Source organism: Ensifer sp. 1H6 (genome assembly GCF_001976035.1).
GTDB classification, from domain to species: Bacteria; Pseudomonadota; Alphaproteobacteria; order Rhizobiales; family Rhizobiaceae; genus Ensifer; species Ensifer canadensis.
In genome coordinates this window covers 14,382-40,060 of sequence record NZ_MOAI01000021.1, presented here as the reverse complement: position 1 = coordinate 40,060, position 25,679 = coordinate 14,382, and the positions used below count along the sequence as shown (strand labels likewise).

The 25,679-nt window shown below is 62.1% G+C and carries 25 protein-coding genes and 1 pseudogene; 12 read left to right on the top strand and 14 right to left on the bottom strand.

Annotation, left to right across the window (positions count from 1 at the left end; genetic code table 11):
* Window positions 1–115: 115 nt before the first annotated feature.
* From BKP54_RS22790 to BKP54_RS22780, 3 genes are all read right to left on the bottom strand, one after another.
* Complete coding sequence (locus tag BKP54_RS22790) at window positions 116–619, bottom strand: invasion associated locus B family protein (RefSeq protein ID WP_025425200.1); 504 nt, start codon at window positions 617–619, stop codon at window positions 116–118.
* Window positions 620–1,027: 408 nt separating this feature from the next.
* On the bottom strand, window positions 1,028–1,405 hold the full coding sequence (locus BKP54_RS22785) for a YkvA family protein (protein ID WP_025425199.1): 378 nt from the start codon (window positions 1,403–1,405) through the stop codon (window positions 1,028–1,030).
* A gap of 61 nt (window positions 1,406–1,466) precedes the next feature.
* The gene (locus BKP54_RS22780) at window positions 1,467–1,784 is read right to left on the bottom strand and encodes a 4a-hydroxytetrahydrobiopterin dehydratase (protein ID WP_025425198.1); all 318 of its coding nucleotides are present in this window, start codon (window positions 1,782–1,784) and stop codon (window positions 1,467–1,469) included.
* A gap of 86 nt (window positions 1,785–1,870) precedes the next feature.
* On the opposite strand from BKP54_RS22780, the gene BKP54_RS22775 reads away from it, so the two are divergent.
* Entirely contained in the window at window positions 1,871–2,347 is a 477-nt protein-coding gene (locus tag BKP54_RS22775; protein WP_025425197.1) for a low molecular weight protein-tyrosine-phosphatase, read from the top strand.
* On the opposite strand, the gene thpR is transcribed toward BKP54_RS22775, so the two are convergent.
* Window positions 2,284–2,874 (bottom strand): RNA 2',3'-cyclic phosphodiesterase, encoded by a 591-nt coding sequence (thpR, locus tag BKP54_RS22770; RefSeq protein ID WP_025425196.1) that lies wholly within the window; start codon window positions 2,872–2,874, stop codon window positions 2,284–2,286. The genes BKP54_RS22775 and thpR overlap by 64 nt on opposite strands.
* Before the next feature lie 114 nt (window positions 2,875–2,988).
* The gene (locus BKP54_RS22765) at window positions 2,989–3,630 is read right to left on the bottom strand and encodes an arylesterase (protein ID WP_025425195.1); all 642 of its coding nucleotides are present in this window, start codon (window positions 3,628–3,630) and stop codon (window positions 2,989–2,991) included.
* A 67-nt stretch (window positions 3,631–3,697) separates the two neighbouring features.
* On the opposite strand from BKP54_RS22765, the pseudogene BKP54_RS22760 reads away from it, so the two are divergent.
* The 4 genes and pseudogenes from BKP54_RS22760 (at window position 3,698) to BKP54_RS22745 (ending at window position 8,609) form a co-directional block, all read left to right on the top strand.
* Window positions 3,698–4,422, top strand: a pseudogene (locus BKP54_RS22760) (ABC transporter ATP-binding protein).
* Window positions 4,419–6,971: an ABC transporter permease gene (locus BKP54_RS22755; protein WP_025425193.1), complete on the top strand. Its 2,553-nt coding sequence runs from the start codon at window positions 4,419–4,421 to the stop codon at window positions 6,969–6,971. The pseudogene BKP54_RS22760 and the gene BKP54_RS22755 overlap by 4 nt, the downstream one beginning before the upstream one ends.
* A gap of 221 nt (window positions 6,972–7,192) precedes the next feature.
* Window positions 7,193–7,930, top strand: coding sequence for a Bax inhibitor-1/YccA family protein (locus BKP54_RS22750; RefSeq protein WP_025425192.1), 738 nt, complete (start codon window positions 7,193–7,195; stop codon window positions 7,928–7,930).
* Between the two features lie 121 nt (window positions 7,931–8,051).
* Complete coding sequence (locus BKP54_RS22745) at window positions 8,052–8,609, top strand: GNAT family N-acetyltransferase (RefSeq protein ID WP_025425191.1); 558 nt, start codon at window positions 8,052–8,054, stop codon at window positions 8,607–8,609.
* Window positions 8,610–8,676: 67 nt separating this feature from the next.
* Here BKP54_RS22745 and BKP54_RS22740 read toward each other — a convergent pair whose 3' ends face one another.
* From BKP54_RS22740 to acnA, 3 genes are all read right to left on the bottom strand, one after another.
* Window positions 8,677–9,081 carry a DUF2794 domain-containing protein gene (locus BKP54_RS22740; protein WP_038576579.1) on the bottom strand — a complete coding sequence of 135 codons (405 nt, stop codon included), beginning with the start codon at window positions 9,079–9,081 and terminating at the stop codon, window positions 8,677–8,679.
* A gap of 413 nt (window positions 9,082–9,494) precedes the next feature.
* The gene (locus BKP54_RS22735) at window positions 9,495–10,268 is read right to left on the bottom strand and encodes a thioredoxin family protein (protein ID WP_025425189.1); all 774 of its coding nucleotides are present in this window, start codon (window positions 10,266–10,268) and stop codon (window positions 9,495–9,497) included.
* Between the two features lie 183 nt (window positions 10,269–10,451).
* Window positions 10,452–13,142, bottom strand: a complete 2,691-nt coding sequence (gene acnA / locus BKP54_RS22730; protein WP_025425188.1) for an aconitate hydratase AcnA — start codon at window positions 13,140–13,142, stop codon at window positions 10,452–10,454.
* Between the two features lie 270 nt (window positions 13,143–13,412).
* On the opposite strand from acnA, the gene ccmA reads away from it, so the two are divergent.
* The 5 genes from ccmA to BKP54_RS22705 all read left to right on the top strand — a co-directional run bounded on the left by ccmA (window position 13,413) and on the right by BKP54_RS22705 (window position 16,488).
* Window positions 13,413–14,063: a heme ABC exporter ATP-binding protein CcmA gene (gene ccmA, locus BKP54_RS22725; protein WP_025425187.1), complete on the top strand. Its 651-nt coding sequence runs from the start codon at window positions 13,413–13,415 to the stop codon at window positions 14,061–14,063.
* 39 nt (window positions 14,064–14,102) lie between these two features.
* Window positions 14,103–14,762 carry a heme exporter protein CcmB gene (gene ccmB / locus BKP54_RS22720; RefSeq protein ID WP_025425186.1) on the top strand — a complete coding sequence of 220 codons (660 nt, stop codon included), beginning with the start codon at window positions 14,103–14,105 and terminating at the stop codon, window positions 14,760–14,762.
* A gap of 177 nt (window positions 14,763–14,939) precedes the next feature.
* A complete protein-coding gene (locus BKP54_RS22715) occupies window positions 14,940–15,701 on the top strand; it encodes a heme ABC transporter permease (RefSeq protein ID WP_084815009.1) in 762 nt (253 codons plus the stop codon).
* A 5-nt stretch (window positions 15,702–15,706) separates the two neighbouring features.
* The gene (gene ccmD / locus BKP54_RS22710) at window positions 15,707–15,883 is read left to right on the top strand and encodes a heme exporter protein CcmD (RefSeq protein ID WP_171520373.1); all 177 of its coding nucleotides are present in this window, start codon (window positions 15,707–15,709) and stop codon (window positions 15,881–15,883) included.
* Complete coding sequence (locus BKP54_RS22705; RefSeq protein ID WP_057210868.1) at window positions 15,880–16,488, top strand: DsbE family thiol:disulfide interchange protein; 609 nt, start codon at window positions 15,880–15,882, stop codon at window positions 16,486–16,488. The genes ccmD and BKP54_RS22705 overlap by 4 nt, the downstream gene beginning before the upstream one ends.
* Before the next feature lie 284 nt (window positions 16,489–16,772).
* Here BKP54_RS22705 and BKP54_RS22700 read toward each other — a convergent pair whose 3' ends face one another.
* From BKP54_RS22700 to BKP54_RS22675, 6 genes are all read right to left on the bottom strand, one after another.
* On the bottom strand, window positions 16,773–17,366 hold the full coding sequence (locus tag BKP54_RS22700) for a DUF2585 domain-containing protein (RefSeq protein WP_025425183.1): 594 nt from the start codon (window positions 17,364–17,366) through the stop codon (window positions 16,773–16,775).
* Complete coding sequence (locus BKP54_RS22695) at window positions 17,363–17,995, bottom strand: septation protein A (RefSeq protein ID WP_025425182.1); 633 nt, start codon at window positions 17,993–17,995, stop codon at window positions 17,363–17,365. The genes BKP54_RS22700 and BKP54_RS22695 overlap by 4 nt, the downstream gene beginning before the upstream one ends.
* Window positions 17,996–18,193: 198 nt before the next feature.
* Window positions 18,194–19,885: a signal recognition particle-docking protein FtsY gene (ftsY, locus tag BKP54_RS22690; RefSeq protein ID WP_025425181.1), complete on the bottom strand. Its 1,692-nt coding sequence runs from the start codon at window positions 19,883–19,885 to the stop codon at window positions 18,194–18,196.
* Window positions 19,886–19,903: 18 nt separating this feature from the next.
* The gene (mtaB, locus tag BKP54_RS22685; protein WP_025425180.1) at window positions 19,904–21,178 is read right to left on the bottom strand and encodes a tRNA (N(6)-L-threonylcarbamoyladenosine(37)-C(2))-methylthiotransferase MtaB; all 1,275 of its coding nucleotides are present in this window, start codon (window positions 21,176–21,178) and stop codon (window positions 19,904–19,906) included.
* Window positions 21,175–22,080 carry a diaminopimelate epimerase gene (dapF, locus tag BKP54_RS22680; RefSeq protein ID WP_171520372.1) on the bottom strand — a complete coding sequence of 302 codons (906 nt, stop codon included), beginning with the start codon at window positions 22,078–22,080 and terminating at the stop codon, window positions 21,175–21,177. Before dapF ends, mtaB begins: the two co-directional genes overlap by 4 nt.
* A 106-nt stretch (window positions 22,081–22,186) precedes the next feature.
* Window positions 22,187–23,200, bottom strand: coding sequence for an MBL fold metallo-hydrolase (locus tag BKP54_RS22675; protein WP_057210863.1), 1,014 nt, complete (start codon window positions 23,198–23,200; stop codon window positions 22,187–22,189).
* 129 nt (window positions 23,201–23,329) lie between these two features.
* Between BKP54_RS22675 and BKP54_RS22670 the strand changes: the two genes are divergently transcribed.
* Complete coding sequence (locus BKP54_RS22670; protein WP_025425177.1) at window positions 23,330–23,812, top strand: MarR family transcriptional regulator; 483 nt, start codon at window positions 23,330–23,332, stop codon at window positions 23,810–23,812.
* A gap of 303 nt (window positions 23,813–24,115) precedes the next feature.
* Window positions 24,116–25,678, top strand: a complete 1,563-nt coding sequence (ffh, locus tag BKP54_RS22665) for a signal recognition particle protein (protein WP_025425176.1) — start codon at window positions 24,116–24,118, stop codon at window positions 25,676–25,678.
* Window position 25,679 lies beyond the last annotated feature (1 nt).

Here is a 25,679-nt window from a genome sequence, read left to right as displayed (position 1 = left end):
AATTTGCCGGGGCTGTAGCATTGTTTTGCTCAAGAGTCACGCGCAGGCGTCAATCCTGAATGCAAAAAGGCCGGCGTCAGGCGCCGGCCTTGTGTTCTGCCAAAGTGGCGAGAGCCTACTTGCAGGCTTCGATCTGCTTCAGTGCAGCCGAGATGCCCGACAGCGAATAGGCGTAGGTGGTCGTGGTGCCCTTGCGCGACTTGGCGTTGACCGACATCGCCTTGCCGGTCTTCATCGCGGCAACGAGCGCCGGCTCTTCAGCGGCGTTCTCGACCCAGGCAGAGTTGCCCTTGGTGAACATCACGAAGGTGCGGCCGTCGATGACGACGTTGACCTTCGAGTTCTCCTGCAGCGGGTAGCCCATCATGGCCTGCGGCTCGTAGCTGATGTTCTGGCCGGGGCGCTGGGAAACGAGGAAGAAGATGTCGCCGTGGTCGACGCCGGCCGGGCTCTTTTCCTTCGGAACCGACAGGACATAGCAGACCTTGCCGCCGCCGGAATTGTAGGAATAGGCGCCCCAGGCGTTGAACTGCTGGATGCGCGTCGGAGACTGGGCGGCAGCCATGCTGGCGGTTGCCAGAACGAGTGCGATTGCGGTTGCGATCTTTCTTACAAACATGAGGTCCTGCCGCTTTTCTTGCTTTTCGATCACCCGAAACAGGTCAGACGGGCGACGCGTAGTCATGATTTCAATTGTTGTGACTTAATTCAGGTTACCAAACCGTCAACGAGGGCCAAAATCCGCTGGTTTCAGCCCCGAAACGAAGCATTTGTCGCCTTCGCTCCAGCATCCGCAGATCTGCCGTCCGTCAATTTTTTGGAGCGCTCTTCCGGCGTCGAGTGTTCGGCGCCTCGAACAGCTCTTCCGGATCGTTTCCTGCCCCATGCCATTCCAAACAACGCGCGTCTCAACCAAGACGTTTCGATGCGTGTCGTTCCAAAATGTCTATGCCACAAAGAATTGGGCAAGAGTTTGACTTTTGGGCAGGAATACGGCGGACACACGGACGGACCGCATTTTCCGCGGTCATTCCTCGGGATTGTCGGCCAGCGTCTCGTCGGCCTTGAGGTAGTGGGCTTCCTTGATTTGCCCGCTGATGGCGGCAAAGGCGGCAGTCAGAACCGCGACATCATCGGAAAATCCGACGACGGCGAGCACATCGGGAAGGAAGTCGAGCGGCAGCACGAAATAGGCCAGTGCCGCCAGCAGGATGCCGCGCGTGCGCGTCGGCGTCTTCGGGTCGATCGCGCAATAATAGGCAGCCACGAGTTCCCGGCTGAACGGTATCTGCCGGGCGGCGCGGCGAAAGGTCGGCCAGAAGCGTCGCTTGACGCGCTTTTCCCTGCGCTCCTGTTCGGATTCTTCGCCGGGCAGGAGAATTTCACCAATCTTTACGTCGTCCATCGCCTCGCTTCCGATGTTGCAACGCTCAACAATATGGGAAGTGCCAGATCCATTTCAAAATCTATTTCAAATGGTCGGGCATGCGGCCGGCCGCAGCCTTGTCCATTCTGGCAGCCAGCTTGAAGTCCAGTTCGGTGAGGCCGCTGGCGTCGTGCGTCGTGAGCGTCACGTCGACGCGGTTGTAGACGTTGAACCATTCCGGGTGATGATCGAGCTTTTCGGCAACGATCGCCATCTCCGTCATGAAGCCGAAAGCCTCGACGAAATTCTTGAAGCGAAAAGCTTTCCAGATGGAGGCGCCGTCTTCGGCGCGCACCCACCCTTCCATCTTGTGCAAATGCTCGGCGATTGCCGCCTCGTCGAGTTTCTCCGGCCTCATCCGTTCCTCCCTTTCACCGCGTCTGTTCCAAGGCTGTGCCGCCGCGTATAAGTCGGCTGGCCTCTTATCTCCTTGAAATGGATAGCATGAAACCGGTCCGAATTCTTTTTGTTTGTCTCGGCAATATCTGCCGGTCACCTCTGGCTGAAGGCGTGCTGCGCGAGCTCGCGGCGCAAAAGGGTCTGGCGTCACAGATTTCTGTCGATTCTGCCGGTACGGGTGGGTGGCATATCGGCGATCCACCGGACCGCCGGTCGATCGAGGCGGCGCGCCGGCACGGCATCGACATTTCCGGCCTTCGCGGGCGCAAGGTTTCAAAGGCCGACTTTGCGGCGTTCGACCTGATCCTCGGCATGGATGGGGAGAACGTCAAGACGCTTCGCCAGCTCGCGCCGGCGGGGCTTGAAGACAGGATCGATCTGTTTCTGAGCTACGCTTCGGGGCGGGACCAGGACGTTCCTGATCCCTATTATGACGGTCCCGAAGCGTTCAAACGCCTTTACCAGATGTTGGAGGCCGGATGCTCGTCGTTGCTGGAAAGGCTGGAAGAGCGGACTTCGTGAAGCGGAAACACCTCTTCGGTGAGGTAGGGGCCGCCGCCGACGGAATCGCGCGACGACAAAAGCACGAAACGTGAGACGGTGAAGGGTGAGGCCATGAAGTTGCCGCGTCCGGAGAGATATTCGACCACATCCTCGACGCGGCTGGAGCGCAGCCTTGCAAGCGTGACATGCGGCGTGAACTTGCGCGGGTCGGCCGGCAGCCGCAGCCTCTGGCAGATGCGCTCGATTTCGGCCTGCAGCGCGTACATTTCCGGGTGATTGCTGACCCCAGCCCAGACCGAGTGTGGCTTCTTCGAGCCGAAGGCGCCGGTGCCGGTCAGTTGCAGCTGGAATTCCGGTCTTTCGATCCGGTCAAGCTTGTCGATGATCTCGTCTGCGGTGCGCCAGTCGACGTCACCAATGAAGCGCAAGGTGATGTGGTAGTTCTCCACATCGATCCAGCGAGCTCCGGGAAGACCTCCGCGCAGCAATGAAAGACTCATCGCAACATTGCGCGGAATTTCGAGGGCGGTGAATAGTCTCGGCATGGCGAGCTCCCCGAATCTCTTGCAGATGTCTCAGCGAATCACGCATCGAGTCTGCAGGCAACTACTATTTGACGCTTGCGAATATTAACACTCTCTTAACTGTGGATGATTTGTTCACTCCGCCTTTGACAATGTTGCAATGAAACGTTCGACCACGGGCAGCGCCTTATCGACCATCGTGCCGACGCCGTTGCCGTTCGGGTGCATGCCGTCCTCAAGCTTGAGTGCTGCGTCGGTGACAACGCCGTCGAGGAAGAAGGGGTAGAGCTGCAGCCCGTATTTCTCTGCGAGTTCCGGATAGATCGGATTGAACCGGGCGGCATAGTCAGCACCCATGTTCGGCGGCGCCATCATGCCGGCGAGCAGCACGGCGATGCCGCGCTCCTTCAATCGTGAAATCATCGCCTCGATGTTCTTGCGGGTTTCTTCCGGCGGAATGCCGCGCAACGCGTCGTTGGCGCCAAGCTCCAGGATGACACCCTTGGTGCCGTCGGGTATCGACCAGTCGATGCGCGCAAGGCCGCCTGAGCTGGTGTCGCCAGAAACGCCGGCGTTCGCCACCGTGACATCGAGGCCCTTTTGCTTCAACGCCTTTTCAAGCCGGGCCGGGAAGGCATCCTCGGGAGGCAGCTGATAACCCGCCATCAGGCTGTCGCCGAAGCCGACGAGGCTGATCGTTTCGGCCCGTGCTGCCGCCGATAACGCAATTGTCATTGCGAGCCCCAAGAAAAACCGTTGAAATCCTTTTAATGCCATGGGTCTGTTCCTAAATCGCGGGTGCTGTTTTCTTATTCCCTTTCCGTTTCATATAGGATTGTTTCGCTTGGCCAGTACCATCATCGAGCTCAAAAATGCCGACCTCACCCTCGGCGAAGCCGCGGCCTCGGTGCATGTGCTGAAAGGCATGAGCCTGACAATCGACGCCGGCGAGTCCGTCGGCATCGTCGGGCCTTCCGGTTCGGGCAAGTCGACGCTGCTGATGGTGCTGGCTGGCCTTGAACGGCTGGACCGCGGCGAAATCATTATCGACGGCACGCCGCTGCACCGGCTGAACGAGGACAGGGTCGCCGACTTCCGCGGGCGCAACATCGGCATCGTCTTCCAATCCTTCCACCTCATCCCCAACATGACAGCCCTCGAAAACGTTGCCGTGCCGCTCGAACTCGCCAATGTTCCCGGCGCCTTCGAGATCGCGCGCAAGGAGCTTGTGGCCGTCGGCCTCGGCGAGCGCTTGAGCCACTATCCCGGCCAGCTTTCCGGCGGCGAGCAGCAGCGCGTGGCGATCGCCCGTGCACTCGCGCCGTCGCCGAAGCTGCTGATCGCCGATGAGCCGACCGGCAATCTCGATGACGAGACGGGCCGCAGATCGCCGATCTGCTTTTCGCCGAACAGCGTGACCGGGGCATGACACTGGTGCTGGTCACCCATGACGCAGCGCTCGCGGCCCGTTGCTCGCGGCAGGTGCGGGTGCGCTCCGGCGAGATCATTTCCAGTGGCGCGTTCGAACCGGTCGTCGAAACGCAGCGCCAGGAAGCGGCATCCGCATGAGCGAGGCCCTCGCGATCCGACTGCGCCCACTGCTCGCCCTGCGGCTGGCGTTGCGCGAAATGCGCGGCGGCCTCAAGGGGTTCTATATCTTCCTCGCCTGCATCGCGCTTGGCACGGCGGCGATCGCCGGCGTCAACTCGCTGTCGCAATCGATCACCGCGACGATCGCGTCCCAGGGGCGCGAGCTGCTTGCCGGCGACATCCGCTTCGAGCTCAACAACCGGGTGGCAACGACAGAGGAGCGCGCGTTCCTCGACGGGCTCGGACCCGTCTCGGTTTCAGCGGGCCTTCGCTCCATGGCGCGTTTGCCCGATGGATCGAACCAGGCACTCGTCGAGTTGAAAGCCGTCGATGCAGCCTATCCGCTCTATGGCAAGCTGGAAAGCCAACCGGATCAGCCGCTTGGCAGTCTGCTGGCGCGGCAGGGCGACGTGTTCGGTGCGGTGGCCGCACCGCTGTTGCTTGATCGCCTCGGCATTTCCGTCGGTGATGAAATCCTGCTGGGCAATGCCCGCATCAAGATTTCAGGCAAGATCGTGCGCGAGCCGGATGCGCTCTCCGACGGATTCGGCTTCGCACCGCGCCTGATGGTTTCGGATGAAACGCTCAACGCATCGGGTCTCGTGCAGACGGGAAGTCTTGTCGAACACGGCTACAAGGTGAAGGTGAGCGATCCGACCCGGGTCGACGCGGTCCGCGGCGACGCCGAGACGCGCTTTCCGTCGGCCGGCTGGTCGATCCGCACCAGCTCCAACGCGGCCCCGTCGTTGACCGCCAATATCACCCGTTTTTCGCAGTTCCTGACGCTTGTCGGGTTGACGGCCCTGATCGTCGGCGGCGTTGGTGTCGCCAATGCCGTGCGCGCCTATCTCGACCAGAAGCGCAGCGTCATAGCCACCTTCAAGTGCCTAGGTGCGCCTGCCTCGCTGGTGGCGATGATCTATCTGTCGCAGATCCTCCTGATCGCTCTGATCGGCATCGCCATAGGGCTTGTTCTCGGTGCGCTCATTCCCTTCGTCGCCGCACAGTTTCTTGCCGATCTGCTACCGATTTCGACGGAGTTCAGGCTCTATCCCGGTGCGCTCGGCATCGCCGCCCTGTTCGGCGTGTTGACGGCGCTTGCGTTCGCCATCCTTCCGCTCGGCCGCGCACGCGGCATCCCGGCGACAGCGCTCTTTCGCCAGCAGGGCTTCGACCCCTCGGGCTTTCCCGCATGGCCCTATCTGGTCGGCGCGTTCGCCTGCCTGGGCGCGCTTGCAGGACTTGCCATCTGGACCGCCTATGACCGCTACATCTCGCTCGTGTTCCTCGGCGCGATCGCCTTCGCCTTCATCGTTCTGCGTCTCGTCTCGCTGCTGATCTCATGGCTTGCGCGCCGTAGCCCGCGCGTCAACTCGCCGTCGTTACGGCTGGCGATCGGCAACATCCATCGACCGGGCGCGCTCACGCCTTCGGTGGTGCTGTCGCTCGGCCTCGGTCTTGCGCTTCTCGTCACGCTTGCGTTGATCGACGGCAATCTTCGGCGCGAACTGACCGGCAGCATGGCCGAGCGGGCGCCCAATTTCTTCTTCGTCGATATCCAGGGAAGCGAAATCGAGGGGTTCCGCGCGCTGCTCAACGGATCGATGCCTGATGGCAAGGTCATCGAAGTGCCTATGCTGCGCGGCCGTATCGTCGCCTTCAACGGCGAGGACGTGAACAGTCGCAACGTCCCGCCGAGTGGCCAGTGGGTGCTGCGCGGCGACCGCGGCATCACCTATGCCAAGAACAAGCCGGAGAATTCGACGCTTGCAGAAGGCAGCTGGTGGGCGCCCGACCATAGCGGCGAGCCGCTGGTGTCGTTTTCGGCGGAAGAGGCGCGCGAGCTCGGATTGAAGATCGGCGACATGGTGACGGTCAACGTGCTTGGCCGCAACATCACCGCCAAGATCGCCAACTTCCGCAATGTCGAATGGGAATCGCTGTCGATCAACTTCGTGATGGTATTCTCGCCCAACACCTTTGCCGGCGCTCCGCATGCGTGGCTCGCAACGGTGATCGATCCCGGCGCGACGCCGGAGGAGGAGGCGACGGTGCTGAAAGCCGTGACCAACGCCTATCCGACGATCACCAGCGTGCGGGTAAAGGATGCTCTCGACATTGTGAACGCGCTTCTCGGGCAGCTGGCAACGGCGATCCGTGCTGCCGCCGCCGTCGCGCTCGTCGCCTCCGTCCTGGTGCTGGCCGGCGCGCTTGCTGCCGGCAATCGGGCGCGCATCCACGATGCGGTGGTGCTGAAGACGCTGGGCGCCACGCGCGCCACGCTGATCCGTGCCTTCAGCTACGAATACATCATCCTTGGCCTTGCAACCGCGGTCTTTGCGCTGTTTGCGGGCGGCGTCTCCGCCTGGTACGTCGTCAGCCGGATCATGAAGCTGCCGTCGAGTTTCCTGCCGGATGTTGCGGTTGCCACGGTCGTCATTGCGCTGGTGATGACTGTTGGCATCGGGCTTGCCGGCACCTGGCGTGTGCTGGGTCAGAAGGCGGCGCCGGTCCTGCGGGAGCTCTGAGCGGACGGAGTTAACCGTAAATCCCTGTCATACAAGGCCATAAACGCCCAGGCTGTGCCGAATCACGGGTCTGAAGGTCTTGTACGCAAGGGCTTTCGGCATCATATTTATCCACAGGCATGCTGGAGCCCCGCAGCGGCGCCTGGGCATGGGATGATGGCCGATCGGTCAGGTCATCCGCCCGACACCGTAAGTTCAACCGGGGCTTAAATGAGGAAACAATGGCTGATCTGAGAAACTACCAAACCCGAATGTCGCCCGCCGGCGCTCAGGCGGGTGCCGTGATCGACGAAGGCCTTCGCACCTACATGCTGAAGGTCTACAACTTGATGGCCCTCGGCCTGGCGATCACCGGCCTGGCAGCTTACGGAACATTCGCGCTTGCCGTCTCCAATCCGGCATTCGCCCAACTTCTCTATGCGTCGCCCCTGAGATGGGTCGTCATGCTCGCTCCGCTGGGTCTCGTGTTCTTCATGAGCTTCCGCATCAATAGCATGAGCGTTTCTGCCGCGCAGATGACGTTCTGGGTCTATGCGGCCCTGATGGGCGTTTCGCTGTCGTCGATCTTCATGGTCTTTACCGGCCAGAGCATCGTGCAGACGTTCTTCGTGACCGCCGCCTCGTTTGGTGCACTGTCGCTCTACGGCTACACCACGAAGAAGGACCTGTCCGGCATGGGCTCGTTCCTGATCATGGGTCTGTTCGGCGTCATCATCGCGTCGATCGTCAACATCTTCCTCGGCTCTTCGGCACTCGGCTTCGCAATCTCCGTGATCGGCGTGCTGATCTTCGCAGGCCTCACCGCCTACGACACGCAGAAGATCAAGGAAATGTACTACGATGCCGACGACAGCACCGTTGCTGGCCGCAAGGCGATCATGGGCGCGCTGACGCTCTACCTCGACTTCATCAACCTGTTCATGTTCATGCTGCAGTTCATGGGCAACCGGAACAACTAAGCCTGAAGAGATTGACGGAAAAGGCGGCTTCGGCCGCCTTTTTTGTTGCCCGGAAAAGGGCTTGATCCACGGGTGCGATCCATGTGACTGAATGAAAAAATCCAACCGTCAAGATCCTTCCATGTCCCTGACCCTGCGCGACGCCACCGTCTCCGATCTGCCCACCATTGCCGAGATCTATCGCGAATCCGTTCTGAACGGCGTGGCGACCTATGAGGTCGCGCCTCCGTCGCAGGCGGAAATGGCAGCGCGCTTCTCCACCATCGTCGGCCATGGTTATCCCTACATCGTCGCGATCGACGCGGCGGGCATGATCATCGGCTACGCCTATGCCTCGGCCTTCCGCACGCGGACGGCCTATCGCTTCCTGGTCGAGGATTCGATCTACCTGGCGCCTTCGGCACGGGGGAAGGGGGCAGGAAGGATGCTGCTCGCCGAGCTTGTTCGCCGCTGCACGGCGCTTGGATTTCGCCAGATGGTGGCGGTCATCGGCGGTGCCCATCCCGCATCGATCGCGGTCCATCAATCATTGGGTTTCGAACATCATGGGCTGATGAAGGCGACCGGCTTCAAGCATGGACGGTGGCTCGATACCGCGATCATGCAGCTTGCGCTGGGCGATCGAGCGACGAGCGATCCGCCCGAGGGCGTCTACCCGGATACGCTTTATCAAGCCTGAGGGCAGATGTCAGCGAAGCCAGAGCCGGCATGTGGGCCTGACTCTCCGATCGTTCCGATGTGGCGTCTCAGGTTTCGACCAGCTTGAGCGCCTTGTCGAAAACCTTCAGGACCTGTCCGAGCTCGTGCCCGCGCTTCAGAATCGTGCCGTGGACGTTGAGCACGCTAAAGGCACCTTGCTTGGCCGCCAGCTTCGGGTTTTTTTCGATGCGGAAGAGAGGCATCTCGCCCGCGCGCTTGAAAACGGAGAAGACGGCGCGGTCCTTCAGGTGGTCAATGGCGTAGTCGCGCCATTCGCCTTCGCCGACCATGCGGCCGTAGACCCACAGGATCTGGTCGAGTTCTCGGCGGTGAAAGGTGATGGGAGGAGCATTCCGGGCGTTCTTGTATTCCGAGAGATCGACGACCACTTCAGAAGTGGTCTGGCGCTGATGTCGCGCCTCGCCTCGCGGCAGATCCGGCTCATCGGTCATCGGCAATCCGGCCTTCTGTTGTGACAGAACGATAACAGTTTGCCTGACACGAGCCGAAAAGCAAGCCGGAACCGGCCGGAGCCGCTGGGTGCAGATGGCATTTCTTGCCTCTGCCCCATTTCAGTCAAATCGCCGCCCCAATTCACCGCAAAACTCGCGGGCGCTGACGGACAGAGTCGTTGCCACCGTATGTCCGGTCAGATCGTCATGCTGCGTGACCTTCAAAGAACGCAGTCATGGCCGGTTCGGTCCGGTAACTTCGAACCCTCAGCCCCAGCCCCTCGATGCTGCCGGGCCGAACCACCCCTTACAGCGCCGCGCGTCAAGTATGACGCGCAAAGGACGCTGTAATGGTTCAGGCATGCCGCCTATTTTCCCTAAATCGATTCCGACTTAAAGCGTCCTGCAGCCGCTCACAGTTTGCCCTGCGGGCCGGCGAGCACGGCAGTCGCGCCGATGATCGCGCCCGGGGTTTCAGCATCTTTCATCGACTGCAACAGCACCGCGCAGCCGCTTTTGCCACGCTGCTCCGTCAGGACGGTTGCAGGCAGGGTGAAGGTCGCAGGCTTGCCATCCCACATGCCAATGGTCTGGATATCGCGCACTGCGTGCCAGTAGGCGATCTTCTTGCCGCTGTTTTCGCCTTTCTCGACATTGACGATCTTCGCCCGGTCGAAATAGACGACGACGACATTTGCCTTGCCGTCACCCGCGCCGACCTTGATCGAAATCTCCTCGCCGTTGATCTTCGCATCAACCGGAACGGCAAGCCCCTTGCCGGCGGTCTTCATGGCGTCGAGCCGGGATTTGATCGCCTGCAGATTGGCGCCGTTGACGTGGTCGCGACCGTTGAGGATCGCCTGCGGTGTGTAGACGCCATTTCGACCCAGCATGCGGGCATAGGCATATTGCCGGTCTGTGTTCTCTGTCGAGGCGAGCGTGTCTTTCCAACCGAGATAGTTCCAGTAGTCGACGTGATAGGACAGCGCCACCACGTCGCCGTCATCGACCAGCTTCTTCAAGGCGGCATCGGCTGGAGGGCAGGAGGAACAGCCCTGGCTGGTGAAGAGTTCGACGACGCCTTTGATAACCTTGCCATCCTCAGCCATAGCCGGAACCGACGCTGCAGCAAAAAGCCCGAAAGCCATTGCAACGGGGCGAAGGAAATATCTGTCTGCGAATGTCATGGCGTCACTTCATTGGCGGCCGACAGGCCTACTTCACGGGGAAGTCCATTACATACGACGCCGATGCTTCAACGGGAAGTCACGTTGGAGTGAGGATATGGGCAGGCAACCTATAGGAAACGTGAAAAGGCCGGGACACCTTGCGGTATCCCGGCCTTTCAATGTTTCAAGCAACCAGAGCGATCAGGCGGCGAGGTCGCGCAGAACCGTCTGCAGGATGCCGCCATTGTTGACGTAGGTGACTTCATCGAGCGTATCGATGCGGCAAACGAGCGGAACGTCCTTCACGCTGCCGTCGCCATAGGTGATCTTGGCGACGCGCTTTTCGCGCGGCTGAACGTTGGCGAGATTGTCGATCGTGACGATCTCGTCGCCCTTCAAGGCCAGCGATTCCCAAGTCGTTCCCTGTTCGAAGACGAACGGGATGACGCCCATGCCGACCAGGTTCGAGCGGTGGATACGCTCGAAGGACTGGGCGATCACGGCCTTGACGCCGAGCAGGTTGGTGCCCTTTGCAGCCCAGTCGCGCGACGAGCCATTGCCGTATTCGACGCCGGCGAAGATGACGAGCGGAACGCCCTCTTCCTTGTACTGCATGGCCGCATCGTAGATCGACATCTCTTCCTTCGACGGATAGTGGATGGTGTAGCCACCTTCCTTGCCGTTCGGGCCGAGCATGTGGTTGCGGATGCGGATGTTGGCAAAGGTGCCGCGCATCATCACCTCATGGTTGCCGCGACGCGTACCGTACTGGTTGAAGTCGGCGACGCCGACGCCATGGTCGATGAGGTACGAACCGGCCGGCGAAGCCGCCTTGATCGAACCGGCCGGCGAGATGTGGTCGGTGGTGATCTTGTCGCCGAACAGGCCGAGAACGCGAGCACCCTTGATATCGGAGATGCCCAAGCCGGACTTGCCCATGCCAACGAAGTAGGGCGGGTTCTGCACGTAGGTCGAACCATCGTCCCAGGCGTAGGTCTGGCCCGGAGGAACCTGAACGGCCTGCCAGTTTTCGTCGCCCTTGAACACGTCGGCGTACTTGGTCGCGTAGAGTTCGCGGGTCACGTACTTGAAGATGAACTCCTGGATTTCCTTGGAGGTCGGCCAGATGTCCTTGAGGAAGACCGGGTTGCCGTCCCGATCTTCGCCGAGCGGCTCGTTGGTCAGGTCCTTCTGAACCGTTCCGGCGAGTGCATAGGCGACGACGAGCGGCGGCGAGGCGAGGTAGTTGGCCTGAACGTCCGGCGAAATACGGCCTTCGAAGTTGCGGTTGCCGGAGAGAACGCCGGCGGCAATCAGGCCCTTGTCGTTGATCGTCTTGGAGATCGGGGCCGGCAGCGGACCGGAGTTGCCGATGCAGGTGGTGCAGCCGAAGCCGACGAGGTTGAAGCCAAGCGCGTCGAGGTCCTTCTGCAGGCCCGACTTGGCGAGGTATTCGCCGACGACCTGCGATCCCGGTGCAAGCGAGGTCTTGACCCACGGCTTGGACTTCAGGCCCTTGGCAACGGCGTTGCGGGCGAGAAGGCCGGCGGCGATCAGAACCGACGGGTTGGACGTGTTGGTGCACGACGTGATCGCAGCGATGGCAACGTCGCCATGGCCGAGATCGAAGTCGGTGCCTTCGACAGCGTAGCGGTTCGAAAGCTGGCCCGGCTTCTTGTAGTCGCCTTCGAGGGCGGTTGCGAAACCGGATGCAATGCTTTCCAGCGGGATGCGGCCTTCCGGACGCTTCGGACCGGCCATGGCCGGAACAACGTCGCCGAGGTCGAGTTCGAGCGTGTCGGTGAACACCAGCTCGGAGCCGTCACCATCGCGCCACATCCCTTGAGCCTTGGAGTAGGCTTCGACCAGCGAAATGCGCTGTTCTTCGCGGCCGGACATGGTGAGGTAGTTGATGGTTTCGCTGTCGACCGGGAAGAAGCCGCAGGTGGCGCCGTATTCCGGACCCATGTTGCCGATGGTGGCGCGGTCGGCGAGCGTCATGTTGTCGAGGCCGGGGCCGAAGAATTCGACGAACTTCGAAACAACACCCTTCTTGCGCAGCATCTGCACGACCATCAGCACGAGGTCGGTCGCCGTCACGCCTTCCTTGAGCTTGCCCGTGAGCTTGAAGCCGATGACCTCGGGCAGCAGCATGGAGACCGGCTGGCCGAGCATCGCGGCTTCAGCCTCGATGCCGCCGACGCCCCAGCCGAGAACGCCGAGGCCGTTGATCATCGTCGTGTGGCTGTCGGTGCCGACGCAGGTGTCCGGGTAGGCCGTGATTTCGCCGTCTTCTTCACGGGTCCAGACAGTCTGGCCCAGATATTCCAGATTGACCTGGTGACAGATACCGGTGCCGGGCGGCACGACGCGGAAGTTCTTGAACGCCTGCTGGCCCCACTTCAGGAAGCGGTAACGCTCGCCGTTGCGCTGGTATTCCAGCTCGACGTTGCGGGCAAAGGCGTTCGGAGTGCCGAATTCGTCGACGATAACCGAGTGGTCGATGACGAGGTCGACGGGCACCAGCGGGTTGATCTTTTCCGGATCGCCACCAAGCGACACCATGGCGTCGCGCATGGCAGCGAGGTCGACAACGGCGGGAACGCCGGTGAAGTCCTGCATCAGAACGCGGGCCGGGCGGTAGGCGATTTCGTTTTCGGCGGTGCCCTTGTCGTTCAGCCAGGCTGCGACGTTCTCGATGTCCTTCTTGGTGACGGAGCGGCCGTCTTCGTTGCGCAGCAGGTTTTCGAGCAGCACCTTCATCGAGTAGGGGAGCTTCGAAACGCCGGCAAGACCGTTCGCCTCAGCCTTGGGCAGGCTGTAATAGACGTAGTCGACACCGTTGACGGTGAGCGTGGAGCGACAATTGAAACTGTCTAGGGACTTGGACACTGGATAATACCCCGTTCCGTCTGATCGCCAAAAACTGACGTACGAACGCCCGAGCGCAATGAAGCGCGAATTGGGATGCGGGTGCGGCCATTTCCGCTGTCCGTACGTGGAAATTCATTCCATGTTCGGCGCTAGGATGAAATTCACGCCGACCGCTGGCGTGTTGGCCGCCTTATAGATAATTTCTCCAAATCGTGCCAGACCAACCAAGGTCCAATCGGGACTTTTTTTTGCCCTGCGGCAAAGAGTGTAAAGGGAAACTGAAAATTCATGCGCCTGCTGGCTGAAGGTCTGAGTGCGAGGCGAGGCGAGGATCTGATTTTTAACGATATTTCCTTTGCTCTTAGTGCCGGCGAAGCCCTTGTGGTGACGGGTCCGAACGGGTCGGGAAAATCGACTTTGCTGCGTGTTCTGGCCGGTCTTCTCATGGCTGAAAAGGGCAGTCTCAAACTTGAGAATGGCCCTCCTGAAATGCGCCATCCGTCAGAGCTCAGCCACTATCTCGGCCACCGAAATGCGATGAAACGCGAGCTGACCGTCGCGGAAAATCTTTCCTTCTGGAAAAACTTCATGGGTGATTCGCCCGGTGGCTCGGGCAGGGACCTGGTCGAAGCGGTGGAAGCCGTCGGCCTTCCTGGGATCGCGCACCTACCCTTCGGCTATCTTTCGGCCGGCCAGCAGAGGCGCATGGCGATGGCCAAGCTGCTTGTCGCCCACCGTCCGATCTGGATCCTCGACGAGCCGACGGCGGCGCTCGACGCCGGTGCCGACAGGCTTTTTGCCGGATTGGTCAACGCGCATCTGGATCAGGGCGGCATCGTCGTTGCGGCCACGCATCAGCCGCTCGGGCTCGAGCGCACTGGGGAATTGCGGATGACCGGCTTTGCCGGCGTCGGCGGAGGCATGTGGCATGACGCGTAATCTGGCGATCGCGGGCAAAGAGATGAAAGGGGCGTGCAGGTGATCGCGCTCTTCCTCCGCGACCTCAAGCTTTCCATCCGCGCCGGCGGCGGCGCGATGATCGGCGTTTTGTTCTTCATGACGGTCGTCGCCGTCATCCCCTTCGGTGTCGGCCCTGACCTTAATCTTCTCGCGCGGATCGGGCCTGCCATCCTGTGGATCGGGGCGCTGCTCGCGTCGCTGCTCGGTCTCGACCGGCTGTTCCAGGCGGAGCGCGAAGACGGGTCGCTCGATCTGATGCTGATGCAGGAAACGCCGCTGCTCGCCACCGTGTTCGTCAAATGCGCGGCCCACTGGGCCGCCACCGGCCTGCCGCTGGTGATCGCTGCACCGCTGCTCGGCCTGTTCATGAACATGGACGAGCTTGCAATCGGCGCCACCATGCTGACGCTGCTTGTCGGAACGCCGGCGATCACCTTCATCGGTGCCGTCGGTGCGGCCGTTGCCGTGTCGCTGCCGCGCGGTGGTCTGCTGGTGTCGATCCTGGTGCTGCCGCTTGCCATTCCGGTGCTGATCTTCGGCGTCAGCGCCGTCTATGCGGCGATCGAGGACCCGGCCCCGTTTCTGCCGCCCTTGATGATATTGATGGCAATCACCCTGTTTTTTGCCGTCATCGGGCCGGTTGCCGCCGCCGCGGCGCTTCGCCATGCGTCCGACTGACGCGGATGGTGCGGGAAACCGATAAACTGTTTGCGGTTTTCCGTCTGTCTCCCGCTCTAACCTGTTAAAATCGATGACGTTTATGATCGTTGGGTTGATGCGACAGAAGAACCATCGTGATCTCGTGATTGACGGGGATCAATTGCAGCAAAGGGCCTTAGGCGTTAAAGAGCCATCATGAGCGAAAACAGCCTTGCTATCCGCAAATTCAGCGATCTCGCCAACCCGACGCGGTTTCTGGCGCTGGCCGATCGCGTCCTGCCGTGGTTTGCGGCGCTGACGGCGCTTTTCTTCGTCCTCGGCCTCTGGCTGTCGTTCACGACGGAAGGCGACTATCAGCAAGGCGAGACGGTGCGCATCATGTATGTGCATGTGCCGGCCGCCTGGCTGTCGATGATGTGTTACTCGGTGATGGCGCTCGCTGCCATTGGCACGCTCGTCTGGCGGCATCCGCTGGCCGACGTGTCGTCGCGGGCCGCAGCGCCGATCGGCGCCTGTTTCACCTTCCTGGCGCTCGTCACCGGCTCGCTGTGGGGCAAACCGATGTGGGGCGCCTGGTGGGTTTGGGATGCACGACTGACGTCGGTCTTCGTGCTGTTTCTGATGTATCTCGGGCTGATGGCGCTCAACCGCGCCATCGACGACCCGGCGCGTTCGTCGCGCGTCTCGGCCGTGCTGGTGCTGGTCGGCTTCGTCAACATTCCGATCATCAAGTTTTCGGTCGAATGGTGGAACACGCTGCATCAGTCGGCGAGCGTACTCAGGCTTGATGGCCCGACGATCGACCCGGAGTTTCTCCGCCCGCTCGTCGTCATGGCCATCGCCTTCACGCTTCTGTTCTTCACGCTGCACATCGCCGCCATGCGCAACGAGATCTGGCGCCGGCGTGTGACGTCGCTTCGCCGTCTGGCGGCCCGAAGTGCCGGCCGGGAGGTCTGATCCAAATGATGAGCCACGCTGCCTATGTTTTTGCCAGCTACGGGATCGCGACGCTGACCGTCGTCGGCCTCTGTCTCTGGGTGATCGCCGACGGGCGCGCGCGCCAGCGTGAGCTGCGCGAACTCGAAGCGGCTGGGGTACGCCGGCGTTCGGCGGAAGCAGCAACCGGAGAGCCGCGATGACAAGCACCCCCGCACCCGGTAGCGAGGAGCGCAAGCCCGGAGCCCTGCGTGTCGGCCTTGCGCTGCTGCCGCTGGCGATCTTCGCGGCGCTTGCCGCCATCTTCTGGAGCCAGCTCAATTCCGGCAAGGATGTCAGCGAAATCCCCTCGGCGCTGATCGGCACCAAGGCGCCGATGCTCGACATGTCGCCGCTCGAAGGCGCGACCCGGGACGGCCAGCCGATGCCGGCGCTGACCGACGCTGCCATCAAGGGCAAGCTGACGCTGGTCAATGTCTGGGCTTCCTGGTGTGTGCCGTGCCGGCAGGAGCATCCGTTCATTCTCGAACTGTCGAAGGACGAGCGTCTGACGGTCGTCGGCATCAACTACAAGGACCAGAACGAAAACGCCCTCCGGTTCCTGGGCGAACTCGGCAATCCCTTTGCAGCCGTCGGTGTTGATCCGCGCGGCAAGGCGGCGATCGACTGGGGCGTCTACGGTATTCCCGAATCCTATCTCGTCGGCGCCGACGGCACGATCCTTTACAAGCGCGTCGGTCCGTTCGACGAGAAGAGCGTGAAGGAAGGGCTGATGCCGGCGATCGAGAAGGCTGCCGCTGGTTCTTGAGCGGTTCAGGCCAAGTCCGCAATTGACCTCGTAACGTTTCGTGCAACGGCTACGATTCGCGCCTCATCCTGTGCTCGTCACAGGGATCCAGCCACGGTGCGTCCGCACCGTGAATGACCATGGGCTGCTTAATTTTCCAAGAAAGTTCGCCTTGCAGTCAGGGCGGAGTCTCGCGCGCCGCCGACGCGGCGCTGCTGGATCCCTGTGACAAGCACAGGGATGAAGGAGGTTGATTGTTCGCCTCCAGCCAACTTTCCGGGGGCGGGGATGAGCGAACCGCCGCCTTAAATCGCCGCCTGCCACTCGCGAATTGCATCCAGCGGCCAGACCAGCATCAGCACATTGAGGGTGAGGTTGTCGCGGATCAGCCAGCCGGTGAAGAGTTCGAAGCCGATGGCGATCAAAACGGTCAGCCAGACGGGCATGCGGGCGGCAAACAGGAAGCCGGCGACCATGGCCAGCGTGTCCATCGTCGAATTGAGGATGCTGTCGCCGAAATAGTCGAGCGAGATCGTCGCCGAGCGGTAGCGGTCGATCACCATTGGGGTGTTTTCGGCGATCTCCCAGGCGGATTCGATGACCATCGCCAGGAACAGCTTGGCGGTCAGTGGCTTGCCGCGCAGAAGCAGGTGGCCGAGGCCATAGAACAGGAAGCCGTGGATGATGTGCGACGGCGTGTACCAGTCAGCAATGTGCTGGGAATTGCCGCTCGATTTGACGACGGGTTCGAAGATTTTGACGTAGCCGCAGTCGCAGATCCAGATGCGACCCATCAGATGCTGGGTGATGACCTGGATCGCGAGAACGCCGACACAGGCCACGAACCAGAGCAGCGCCCGCCGGTTCTGACTGTCATTGCCGTCGATGGCTGTGCTCACTTGGCGCTATCCTGATCCAGCGAATGCTTCATGATCAACGGCATTTGCGCCAGTGTAAACAGGATGGTGATGGGCATCGTGCCCCAGACCTTGAACGCCACCCAGAAATCGGTGGAGAACGAACGCCAGATGACCTCGTTGAGTACGGCCAGCACCAGGAAGAAAATGCCCCACCGCACCGTCAGCTTGCGCCAGCCGTCTTCATCGAGCTTGAAGGCGGAGTGGAAGACGTAGCCGAGCAACGACTTGCCGAAGAGAAGCCCGCCGAGCAGGATCGTGCCGAACAGCGTGTTGACGATCGTCGGTTTCATCTTGATGAAGGTATCGTTCTGCAGCCAGAGGGTCAGCGCGCCGAAGACGAAGACGACGATGCCGGAGATCAGTGGCATCATAGGCAGCGTGCGCGTCAGCATCCAGGAGACCACGAGCGCAATCGCGGTGGCGGCCATGAACAGGCCGGTCGCGATGAAGATCGGGCCGCCGAGTTCGGAGAGCGTCGGGAAATGTCCGGCCAGCCACTCGCCGCGGGAATTGGCGAAGAAGAAGACCATCAGGGGTCCGAGCTCCAGCACCAGCTTCAACAGCGGGCTGACTTCCTTCTGCGGCTTGGTAGCCTCGATCGTCGACATTTCGGGATCCTGTTTTTGCATGTGCCTGCCGCTCATAACACCAGCTTTGCGGCAAAACCATATCAAGGCAGCCGGCTTGCGCAAACGCCACCGGACATTTCCGTAAATCGGAACCGATTTACGGGCAAATCATGCTGCCGATCAAAGATTGCCTCTTATGGCGCATTGCCTCGAACAAGACGTGGCGGACATCCGCCGTCACGCGGCGACGCCCGCGATCGCCTCGGCGAAATCCTTGGCCTCGAATGGTTCGAGATCGTCGATGCCTTCGCCGACGCCGATGAAATAGACCGGCAGCTTGTGCTTGGCGGAGATGGCGACGAGAATGCCGCCGCGGGCCGTGCCGTCGAGCTTGGTCATGATCAGCCCGCTGACGCCGGCGACGTTGCGGAAGATCTCCACCTGCTGCAGCGCGTTCTGGCCGGTGGTGGCGTCAAGCGTCTGCAGCACCGTGTGCGGTGCGTCCGGGTCGAGCTTGCCGAGCACGCGCACGATCTTTTCCAGTTCGGCCATCAGCTCGGCCTTGTTCTGCAGCCGACCCGCGGTGTCGATGATCAGCACGTCGGCCTTCTTTTCGCGCGCCTGCTGGAAGGCCTCATAAGCAAGGCCGGCGGCATCGGCGCCGAGCTTCGATGAAACGATGTCGGACTTGGTGCGATCGGCCCAGATCTTCAGCTGCTCGATGGCGGCGGCGCGGAAGGTGTCGCCGGCGGCGAGCATCACCTTGAGGCCGGCGCCCGACAACTTGGCCGCGAGCTTGCCGATCGTCGTGGTCTTGCCCGTGCCGTTGACGCCGACGACCAGGATGACATGCGGCTTGTGGCTGAGGTCGAGTTCCAGCGGCTTGGCGACGGGCGAAAGCACCTTGGTGATTTCGCCGGCCATGATCCGCGACACGTCCTCGCCGGACACGTCCTTGCCGTAGCGCTCGGAGGCGAGCGTATCGGTGATGCGCATGGCAGTCTCGACGCCGAGATCGGCCTGGATCAGCAGATCCTCCAGGTCCTGCAGCGTCGCCTCGTCGAGCTTGCGCTTGGTAAAGAGGCTGGCGATCTGGCCGGTCAGTTGCGACGAGGTGCGGGCAAGCCCGCGGCGCAGGCGCTGATACCAGGTAAGCTTGGGCTGTGGCGCGGCAACGGGCTCTTCCTGCGCGCGCTCGGCAGCGCTGGCAAAACCCTTCGGCAGGCTGGCGGCAATAACAGCTTCGGGGGCAGGTGCTTCGGGCAGCGGCGTTCCGAGGACCGGCTCCTCGGGGACCGCTGCCTCTGAAACTGGCGCCTCGAAAACACTGTCGTCTTGTTCGACGACATCCTCGACAGGTGCCGCATCTGCAGCCAGTTCATCGCTCGCATCGTCGCCGATCGGCTGATCTTCGACGGCTGCGATTTCCTCCTGCTCGGCCAGATCCTCTGGCTCGACAGGCGGCTCTTCCGGTGCTGTTTCCTGAAGCGCGGCGTAGGCCTCAAGCGCCTCTTGCGTTGTGGGCGACAGTTCTCCCTGTTCTGCCGCTGCATCCACGGGCACGACCGCGTCTTCGCTGACAGAGGTATTCTCGTCGTTGCGCGCCTCGTCCGATGCCGGTCCGCCCGCGGTCTCGATCTCGGCCGGCAGGATCGGGTCCTCGACGGCAAGCGGCAGGGCTTCGATATCAGACAGCGGCTCAAGCAGTTCTTCAGAGGCTTCTTCGGCCGCGGACTGCTCGGCAACGGGCTCGTCGATTTCTACGTCGACCGGGGCGATCGCCTCGGGGATAACGGGCTCCGGCGCCGGCGGCACTTCGGCCGGTACCGCTGCTGCGACGTCCGCTTCCGGCGCGGCATCCTGCGGCTTGGTTTCCTCGACAGTGCCCTTGCCGAAGGAGAAGATCTTCTTGATGAAACCGATTGCCATTCAGGGATTCCGCATGAGTCAGGCCGCAGCCATCTGTTTTACCTGCATCGTCAGATGCTTGCCATTGTGGCCGGTGATCGTGACCGGCACAAGCGCACGGGGTTTGAGGCCGGCGGCGTCGACGAGCGTGAAGTTTTCGGTGTGAGCGAGGCCGTTGTTTTCGACCAGCAGCGTCTGCGCGCTGCCGACCATGCCTTCGAGATGGCGGGCATAAAGGGCCGCGCCCGTCGCGCGAAGGCGGGCGGCGCGATCCTTGACCAGCGCCCGGTCAAGCTGCGGCATACGCGCTGCCGGCGTGCCGGGACGGGGGCTATAGGGAAAGACGTGCAGATGGGCGATGCCGCAATCCTTGGCAAGCCGCACGGCATTTTCAAACATCTCTTCGGTTTCCGTCGGGAAGCCGGCGATCATGTCGGCGCCGAGACTGATATCGGGGCGCAAGCGCCGGACCTTGTCCGTGAAGGCGAGGGCGTCGGCGCTCGAATGGCGACGTTTCATGCGCTTCAGGATCATGTCGTCGCCATGCTGCAGCGACAGATGCAGATGCGGCATGAAGCGCGCTTCGTCGGCAATCAAATCGAACAGATGGCCGTCGGCCTCGATGCCGTCGATCGAGGAAAGGCGCAGGCGGCGGATATCCGGCACCTGTTTGAGAAGCGTCTTTGCCAACAGTCCCAGCGTCGGGGTTCCCGGCAGATCGGCGCCGTAGCTCGTCGCATCGACGCCGGTGAGCACGATCTCGCTGTAGCCGCCCTCGACGAGCCTGCGTGCCTGGTCGACCACCGCACCCATCGGTACCGAGCGGGAATTGCCGCGTCCATAAGGGATGATGCAGAAGGTACAGCGGTGATCGCAGCCGTTCTGCACCTGGATGAAGGCGCGTACGTGACCGTCGATATGCTTGACCATCTGTGGTGCTGTGGCCCGCACGCTCATGATGTCGTTGACGCGCAGCTTTTCTTCCGCCGAGACGCCGAAATCGGGCAGCGATCGGTAGGAGGCGCTTTTCAGCTTCTCCTCGTTGCCGAGCACGGCGTCGACCTCGGCCATACCGGCGAAGGTTTCCTTCTCCGTCTGGGCGGCGCAGCCGGTGACAATGATGCGGGCATGCGGGTTGTCGCGGCGGGCGCGGCGGATCGCCTGGCGCGCCTGGCGCACGGCCTCGCCGGTCACCGCACAGGTGTTGACGAGGATGGCGTTGTTCAACCCCGCCTTTTCGGCTTCCGCCCGCATCACTTCGGATTCGTAGGTATTGAGACGGCAGCCGAAGGTTATGACCTCGACGCCGCTCAAAGCGCCCGGGCCTCGGCGGTTCCCGGTTGGGTTTCATCGCGCTGCCAGGCGCCGGTCGCAGGGTCGACGGTTCCCGACCATTCCCATTCGGCCGGGCCGGTCATGACGACATGGTCGTCCGCTTCACGCCACTCGATCGACAGTGGGCCACCGGGCACGTTGACGATCACCCTGCGGTCGGTGCGGTCGGTCCGGGCGGCGCTGACGGCCGCAGCACAGGCAGCAGAACCGCAGGCAAGCGTCAGGCCGGCCCCGCGTTCCCAGGTTCTGAGGTCCAGTTCATTTCGCGAAAGCACGCGCGCAATCGAGATGTTGGCCCGCTCCGGGAACATCGGGTGGTTTTCGAGCAGCGGCCCGAAGCGTTCGAGGTCATAGGACCAGACGTCGTTGTCGACCCAGAAGATCGCGTGCGGATTGCCCATCGAGGCAACCGACGGCGAATGCAGCACGGGATTGTCGATCGGGCCGATCTGCAGCTCGATCCGGCGCGTGTCGTGAAACTCTTCCGACAGCGGGATTTCGTCCCAGCCGAAGCGCGGGCTTCCCATGTCGACGGAGATCGTGCCGTCGTCGTGCTCCTTGGCTTCGAGCAGGCCAGCAACCGTATGGAAGAGAAAGGCCTTCTTACCGGTTTCGGCGGCAAGCGCCTGGACGACGCAGCGCGTGCCGTTACCGCAGGCCTGGGCCATCGAGCCGTCGGAATTGACGATATCGATCCACGCGTCGGTGCCGGCGGCCTTCGGATCGTGGATCGCCATGATCTGGTCGAAGGCGGTGGCCGGATCGGCGTTGAGCGATATGGCAGCCTGCGGCGTCACGCGGTCGCGGCGGCCGCGCATGTCGACGACCAGGATCTTGTTTCCAAGCCCGTTCATTCTGGCAAATTGCACGTTGTCGACCATGTCGCGATTGTCCAAACCAGCCTCGCCAAGCGGAGGCACCCTTCATTTGGGCTGTATATGGCGGAAAAGCCCGGAAATTACCAGTGCCGGCTTCCCAGTGCCGGCTTCATTGGCGCGTCGACGACGAAGGCGGCACATCGAAGATTTCGCCCGGGCGCATGGCCCTGAAGCGCGTGCGGGCAATCTCGGCCTCGTCAAGCGCCTGTTCGAGCGCCTTGACCGGTGCATCGACGCCTTCATCGGTCAAGCGGAAGGTTCCCCAGTGGTGCCCAGCCACGTGGTCGGCGGCGCAGTCGATCATGCCCTGCACCGCCTCTTCCGGGTTCTGGTGATGATCCTGCATGAACCAGCGCGGCTCGTAGGCGCCGAAGGGCAGGTTGGCGAGGCGGAAGCCGCCATGTTTTTCGCGGGCGGCGCGATAGTTGATGCCGCCGTGAAAGCCGGTGTCGCCGACGTGGTAAATCTTGCCAACAGGGGTTTCGATGACGAAGGCCGCCCAGAGCGCCATGCGGCGATCGCCGGAGCCGCGCGCCGACCAGTGATGGCAGGGCTCGGCATGGATCACCAGTTCGTCTTCAAGGTCCAGCCGGTCGCCCCAGTCGAGAACGGATATGGTCGCGTCCGGCACGGCGCGGCGGATGATTGTGTCGTTGCCGAGCGGCGTGACGATCAGCGGACTGTGCTCTTCGTTGAGGGCTGCCAGCGTATCGAGATCGAGATGGTCGTAGTGGTTGTGGGTGACGAGCACGAGGTCGATCGGCGGCAGATCGTCCATCTCGATGCCTGGCGCATTGCGCCGTGCTGGGCCGACGAAGGAAAACGGGCTCACCCTGTGTGCCCAGACCGGGTCGGTCAGTATGTTGAAGCCATGCACCTGGATCAAAAGGCTCGCGTGGCCGATCATCGTCACCCGCAGGCGGTCGGCCTCGATGCTCAGCTCCGGCTTTGCCTGCTGAAACGGGCTTGGATAATGCGTCGGCCACCTCACCTTGCCTCGACCGAGCTGCCAGCGCAGAAGGTCGCCCATGCCCCGCGGCTGCCGGCCATTGGGGTTGAAGAACCGCGTTCCGTCGAAGTGGTCGGAGGCGGGCCCCCGATAATAAGGATTGACCTTCGGCATCGTCGCTTTCCGGCGATTGTTTGGTGGCGGTGTCTGAAAAAGATAGGCGCTTGCGATGCGTCGTGACAGGGTGAGGGGACAAGGTTTAAGAAATTCTTGAAAATAGCAACTTGATTGCTATCGTGCCTCATGCTGGTTCGCTTCGACAAACAGGAACGTCTGTACAAGGCCATCAAACTGGTCCGGCCGATCCATCTCAATGTGCATCGTTCGATCGAGCACATGCTGGAAGGTTCGGGCATATCCGTCGCCGAAAGGGCGGTGCTCGAGCTTCTCTGCGTGGAGCCATTGACAGTGCCGGAGGCGGCGCGGCGGTTGTCGATGAAACGGCAGTTCGTGCTGCGCGTCGTCGTCGGACTGCTGGAAAAGGGACTTCTGGAAAAGCAACCCAACCCGGAACATCGACGCGCCTATTTCTGTGCGCCGAGCGTTGTCGGTCGCGACCTGTTCGAGGCCATCCACCGGCGCGAACTCGAATTGCTGCACGCGGTTCTGGGCGATATCAACCAGACCGAAGTGGTTGCGGCACTCAGGGTCATGACCCGCGTCGCGACGGCGTTCGATGAGCTGGCACGTGAACTTGGCGCAGCGGATGACAAGGAAGGCTCTTGACCGCCGGGATTGGTGCTGTGAGCGTCGCGGCGCAGTCCGTGCCTGAAATCCCTGCTGCCGGATTTGCCGGCCGTTCTTGACTTTTCGGCCGCTTTCCTGTTTATCGCGGCAAATTCCTTCGCAAGTTGATGACTTCGAAGCCACCGACCAGGCCCCGTAAAGGTATAAAGAGAGCCCGGAGGTCAACATCCGACAGCGCGTTGCGCCCTCGGGTGGTTTTTGGCTTTGCGCCTTGTTTTTCAGGCGAAGGAACCCACGTTTCCGGCTAGTCTCCATGCCACCGGAAACCAGAAGGAAGTGAGAATGTTCGAGAGCCTCCAGGACCGCCTTGGTTCCATATTGAATGGACTGACCGGCCGCGGCGCATTGTCGGAAGCAGATGTTTCCGCGGCGCTTCGCGAGGTTCGCCGTGCGTTGCTCGAAGCCGATGTCGCCCTCGACGTCGTGCGCTCCTTTACTGAAAAGGTTCGCGAGAAGGCCGTTGGCGCCGAGATCCTGAAATCGATCAAGCCCGGGCAGATGGTCGTCAAGCTCGTCCATGACGAGCTGGTCGAGATGCTGGGCTCCGAGGGCGTCACTATCGACCTCAATGCGCCGGCACCGGTCGTCATCATGATGGTCGGTCTGCAGGGCTCGGGCAAGACGACGACCACCGGCAAGATCGCCAGCCGGATGAAGACGCGGGACAAAAAGAAGGTCCTGATGGCTTCGCTCGACACCCGTCGTCCGGCCGCCCAGGAGCAGCTTCGCCAGCTCGGCGTTCAGGCCGGCGTCGATACGCTGCCAATCATCGCCGGCCAGTCGCCGACCGATATCGCCGCGCGCGCCGTGCAGGCCGCCAAGCTCGGCGGCCACGACATCGTCATCCTCGACACCGCCGGCCGTACGCATATCGACGAGCCGCTGATGATCGAGATGGCGGAAATCAAGCGGAAGTCCAATCCGCATGAGATCCTGCTGGTCGCCGATGCGCTGACCGGTCAGGATGCCGTCAACCTCGCCCGCAACTTCGACGAACGCGTCGGCATCACCGGCCTCGTGCTCACCCGTATGGACGGCGACGGCCGCGGCGGTGCAGCACTTTCGATGCGCGCCGTTACCGGCAAGCCGATCAAGCTCATCGGCGTCGGCGAAAAGATGGGCGAACTCGAAGAGTTCCATCCGCGCCGCGTTGCCGACCGTATCCTCGGCATGGGCGACATCATCTCGCTGGTCGAAAAGGCTGCCGAGAACATCGACGCCGAAAAGGCGGCCGCAATGGCCGCCAAGATGGCCAAGGGCAAGTTCGACCTGAACGACCTCGCCGACCAATTGCGTCAGATGCAGAAGATGGGCGGCATGGGCGGTATCATGGGCCTGATGCCCGGCATGGCCGGCATGAAGGACAAGATGGCCTCGGCCGGTCTCGACGACAAGCTGTTCGGACGCCAGATCGCCATCATCTCCTCGATGACCAGGGCCGAGCGCGCCAACCCGGACATGCTGAAGCATTCCCGCAAGAAGCGCATCGCCGCCGGTTCCGGCACCGATGCTGCCGACATCAACAAGCTTCTGAAGATGCACCGCCAGATGGCGGACATGATGAAGATGATGGGCGGCAAGGGCAAAGGCGGCATGATGAAGCAGATGATGGGCGGCCTTGCCAGCAAGATGGGCCTCGGCGGCCTTGGTGGCGGCGGCATGCCCGATCTGTCGAGCCTCGACCCCAAGCAGCTCGAAGCGTTGCAGAAGCAGGCGGAAGCAGCCGGCCTCAAGCCCGGCGGCATGCCGGGCCTTGGCGGCGGCGGCCTGCCCGGTCTCGGCGGCGCCAAGCTTCCGGGCCTTGGCGGTTTCCCCGGCCTTCCGGGCCTACCCAAGAAGAAGTGAG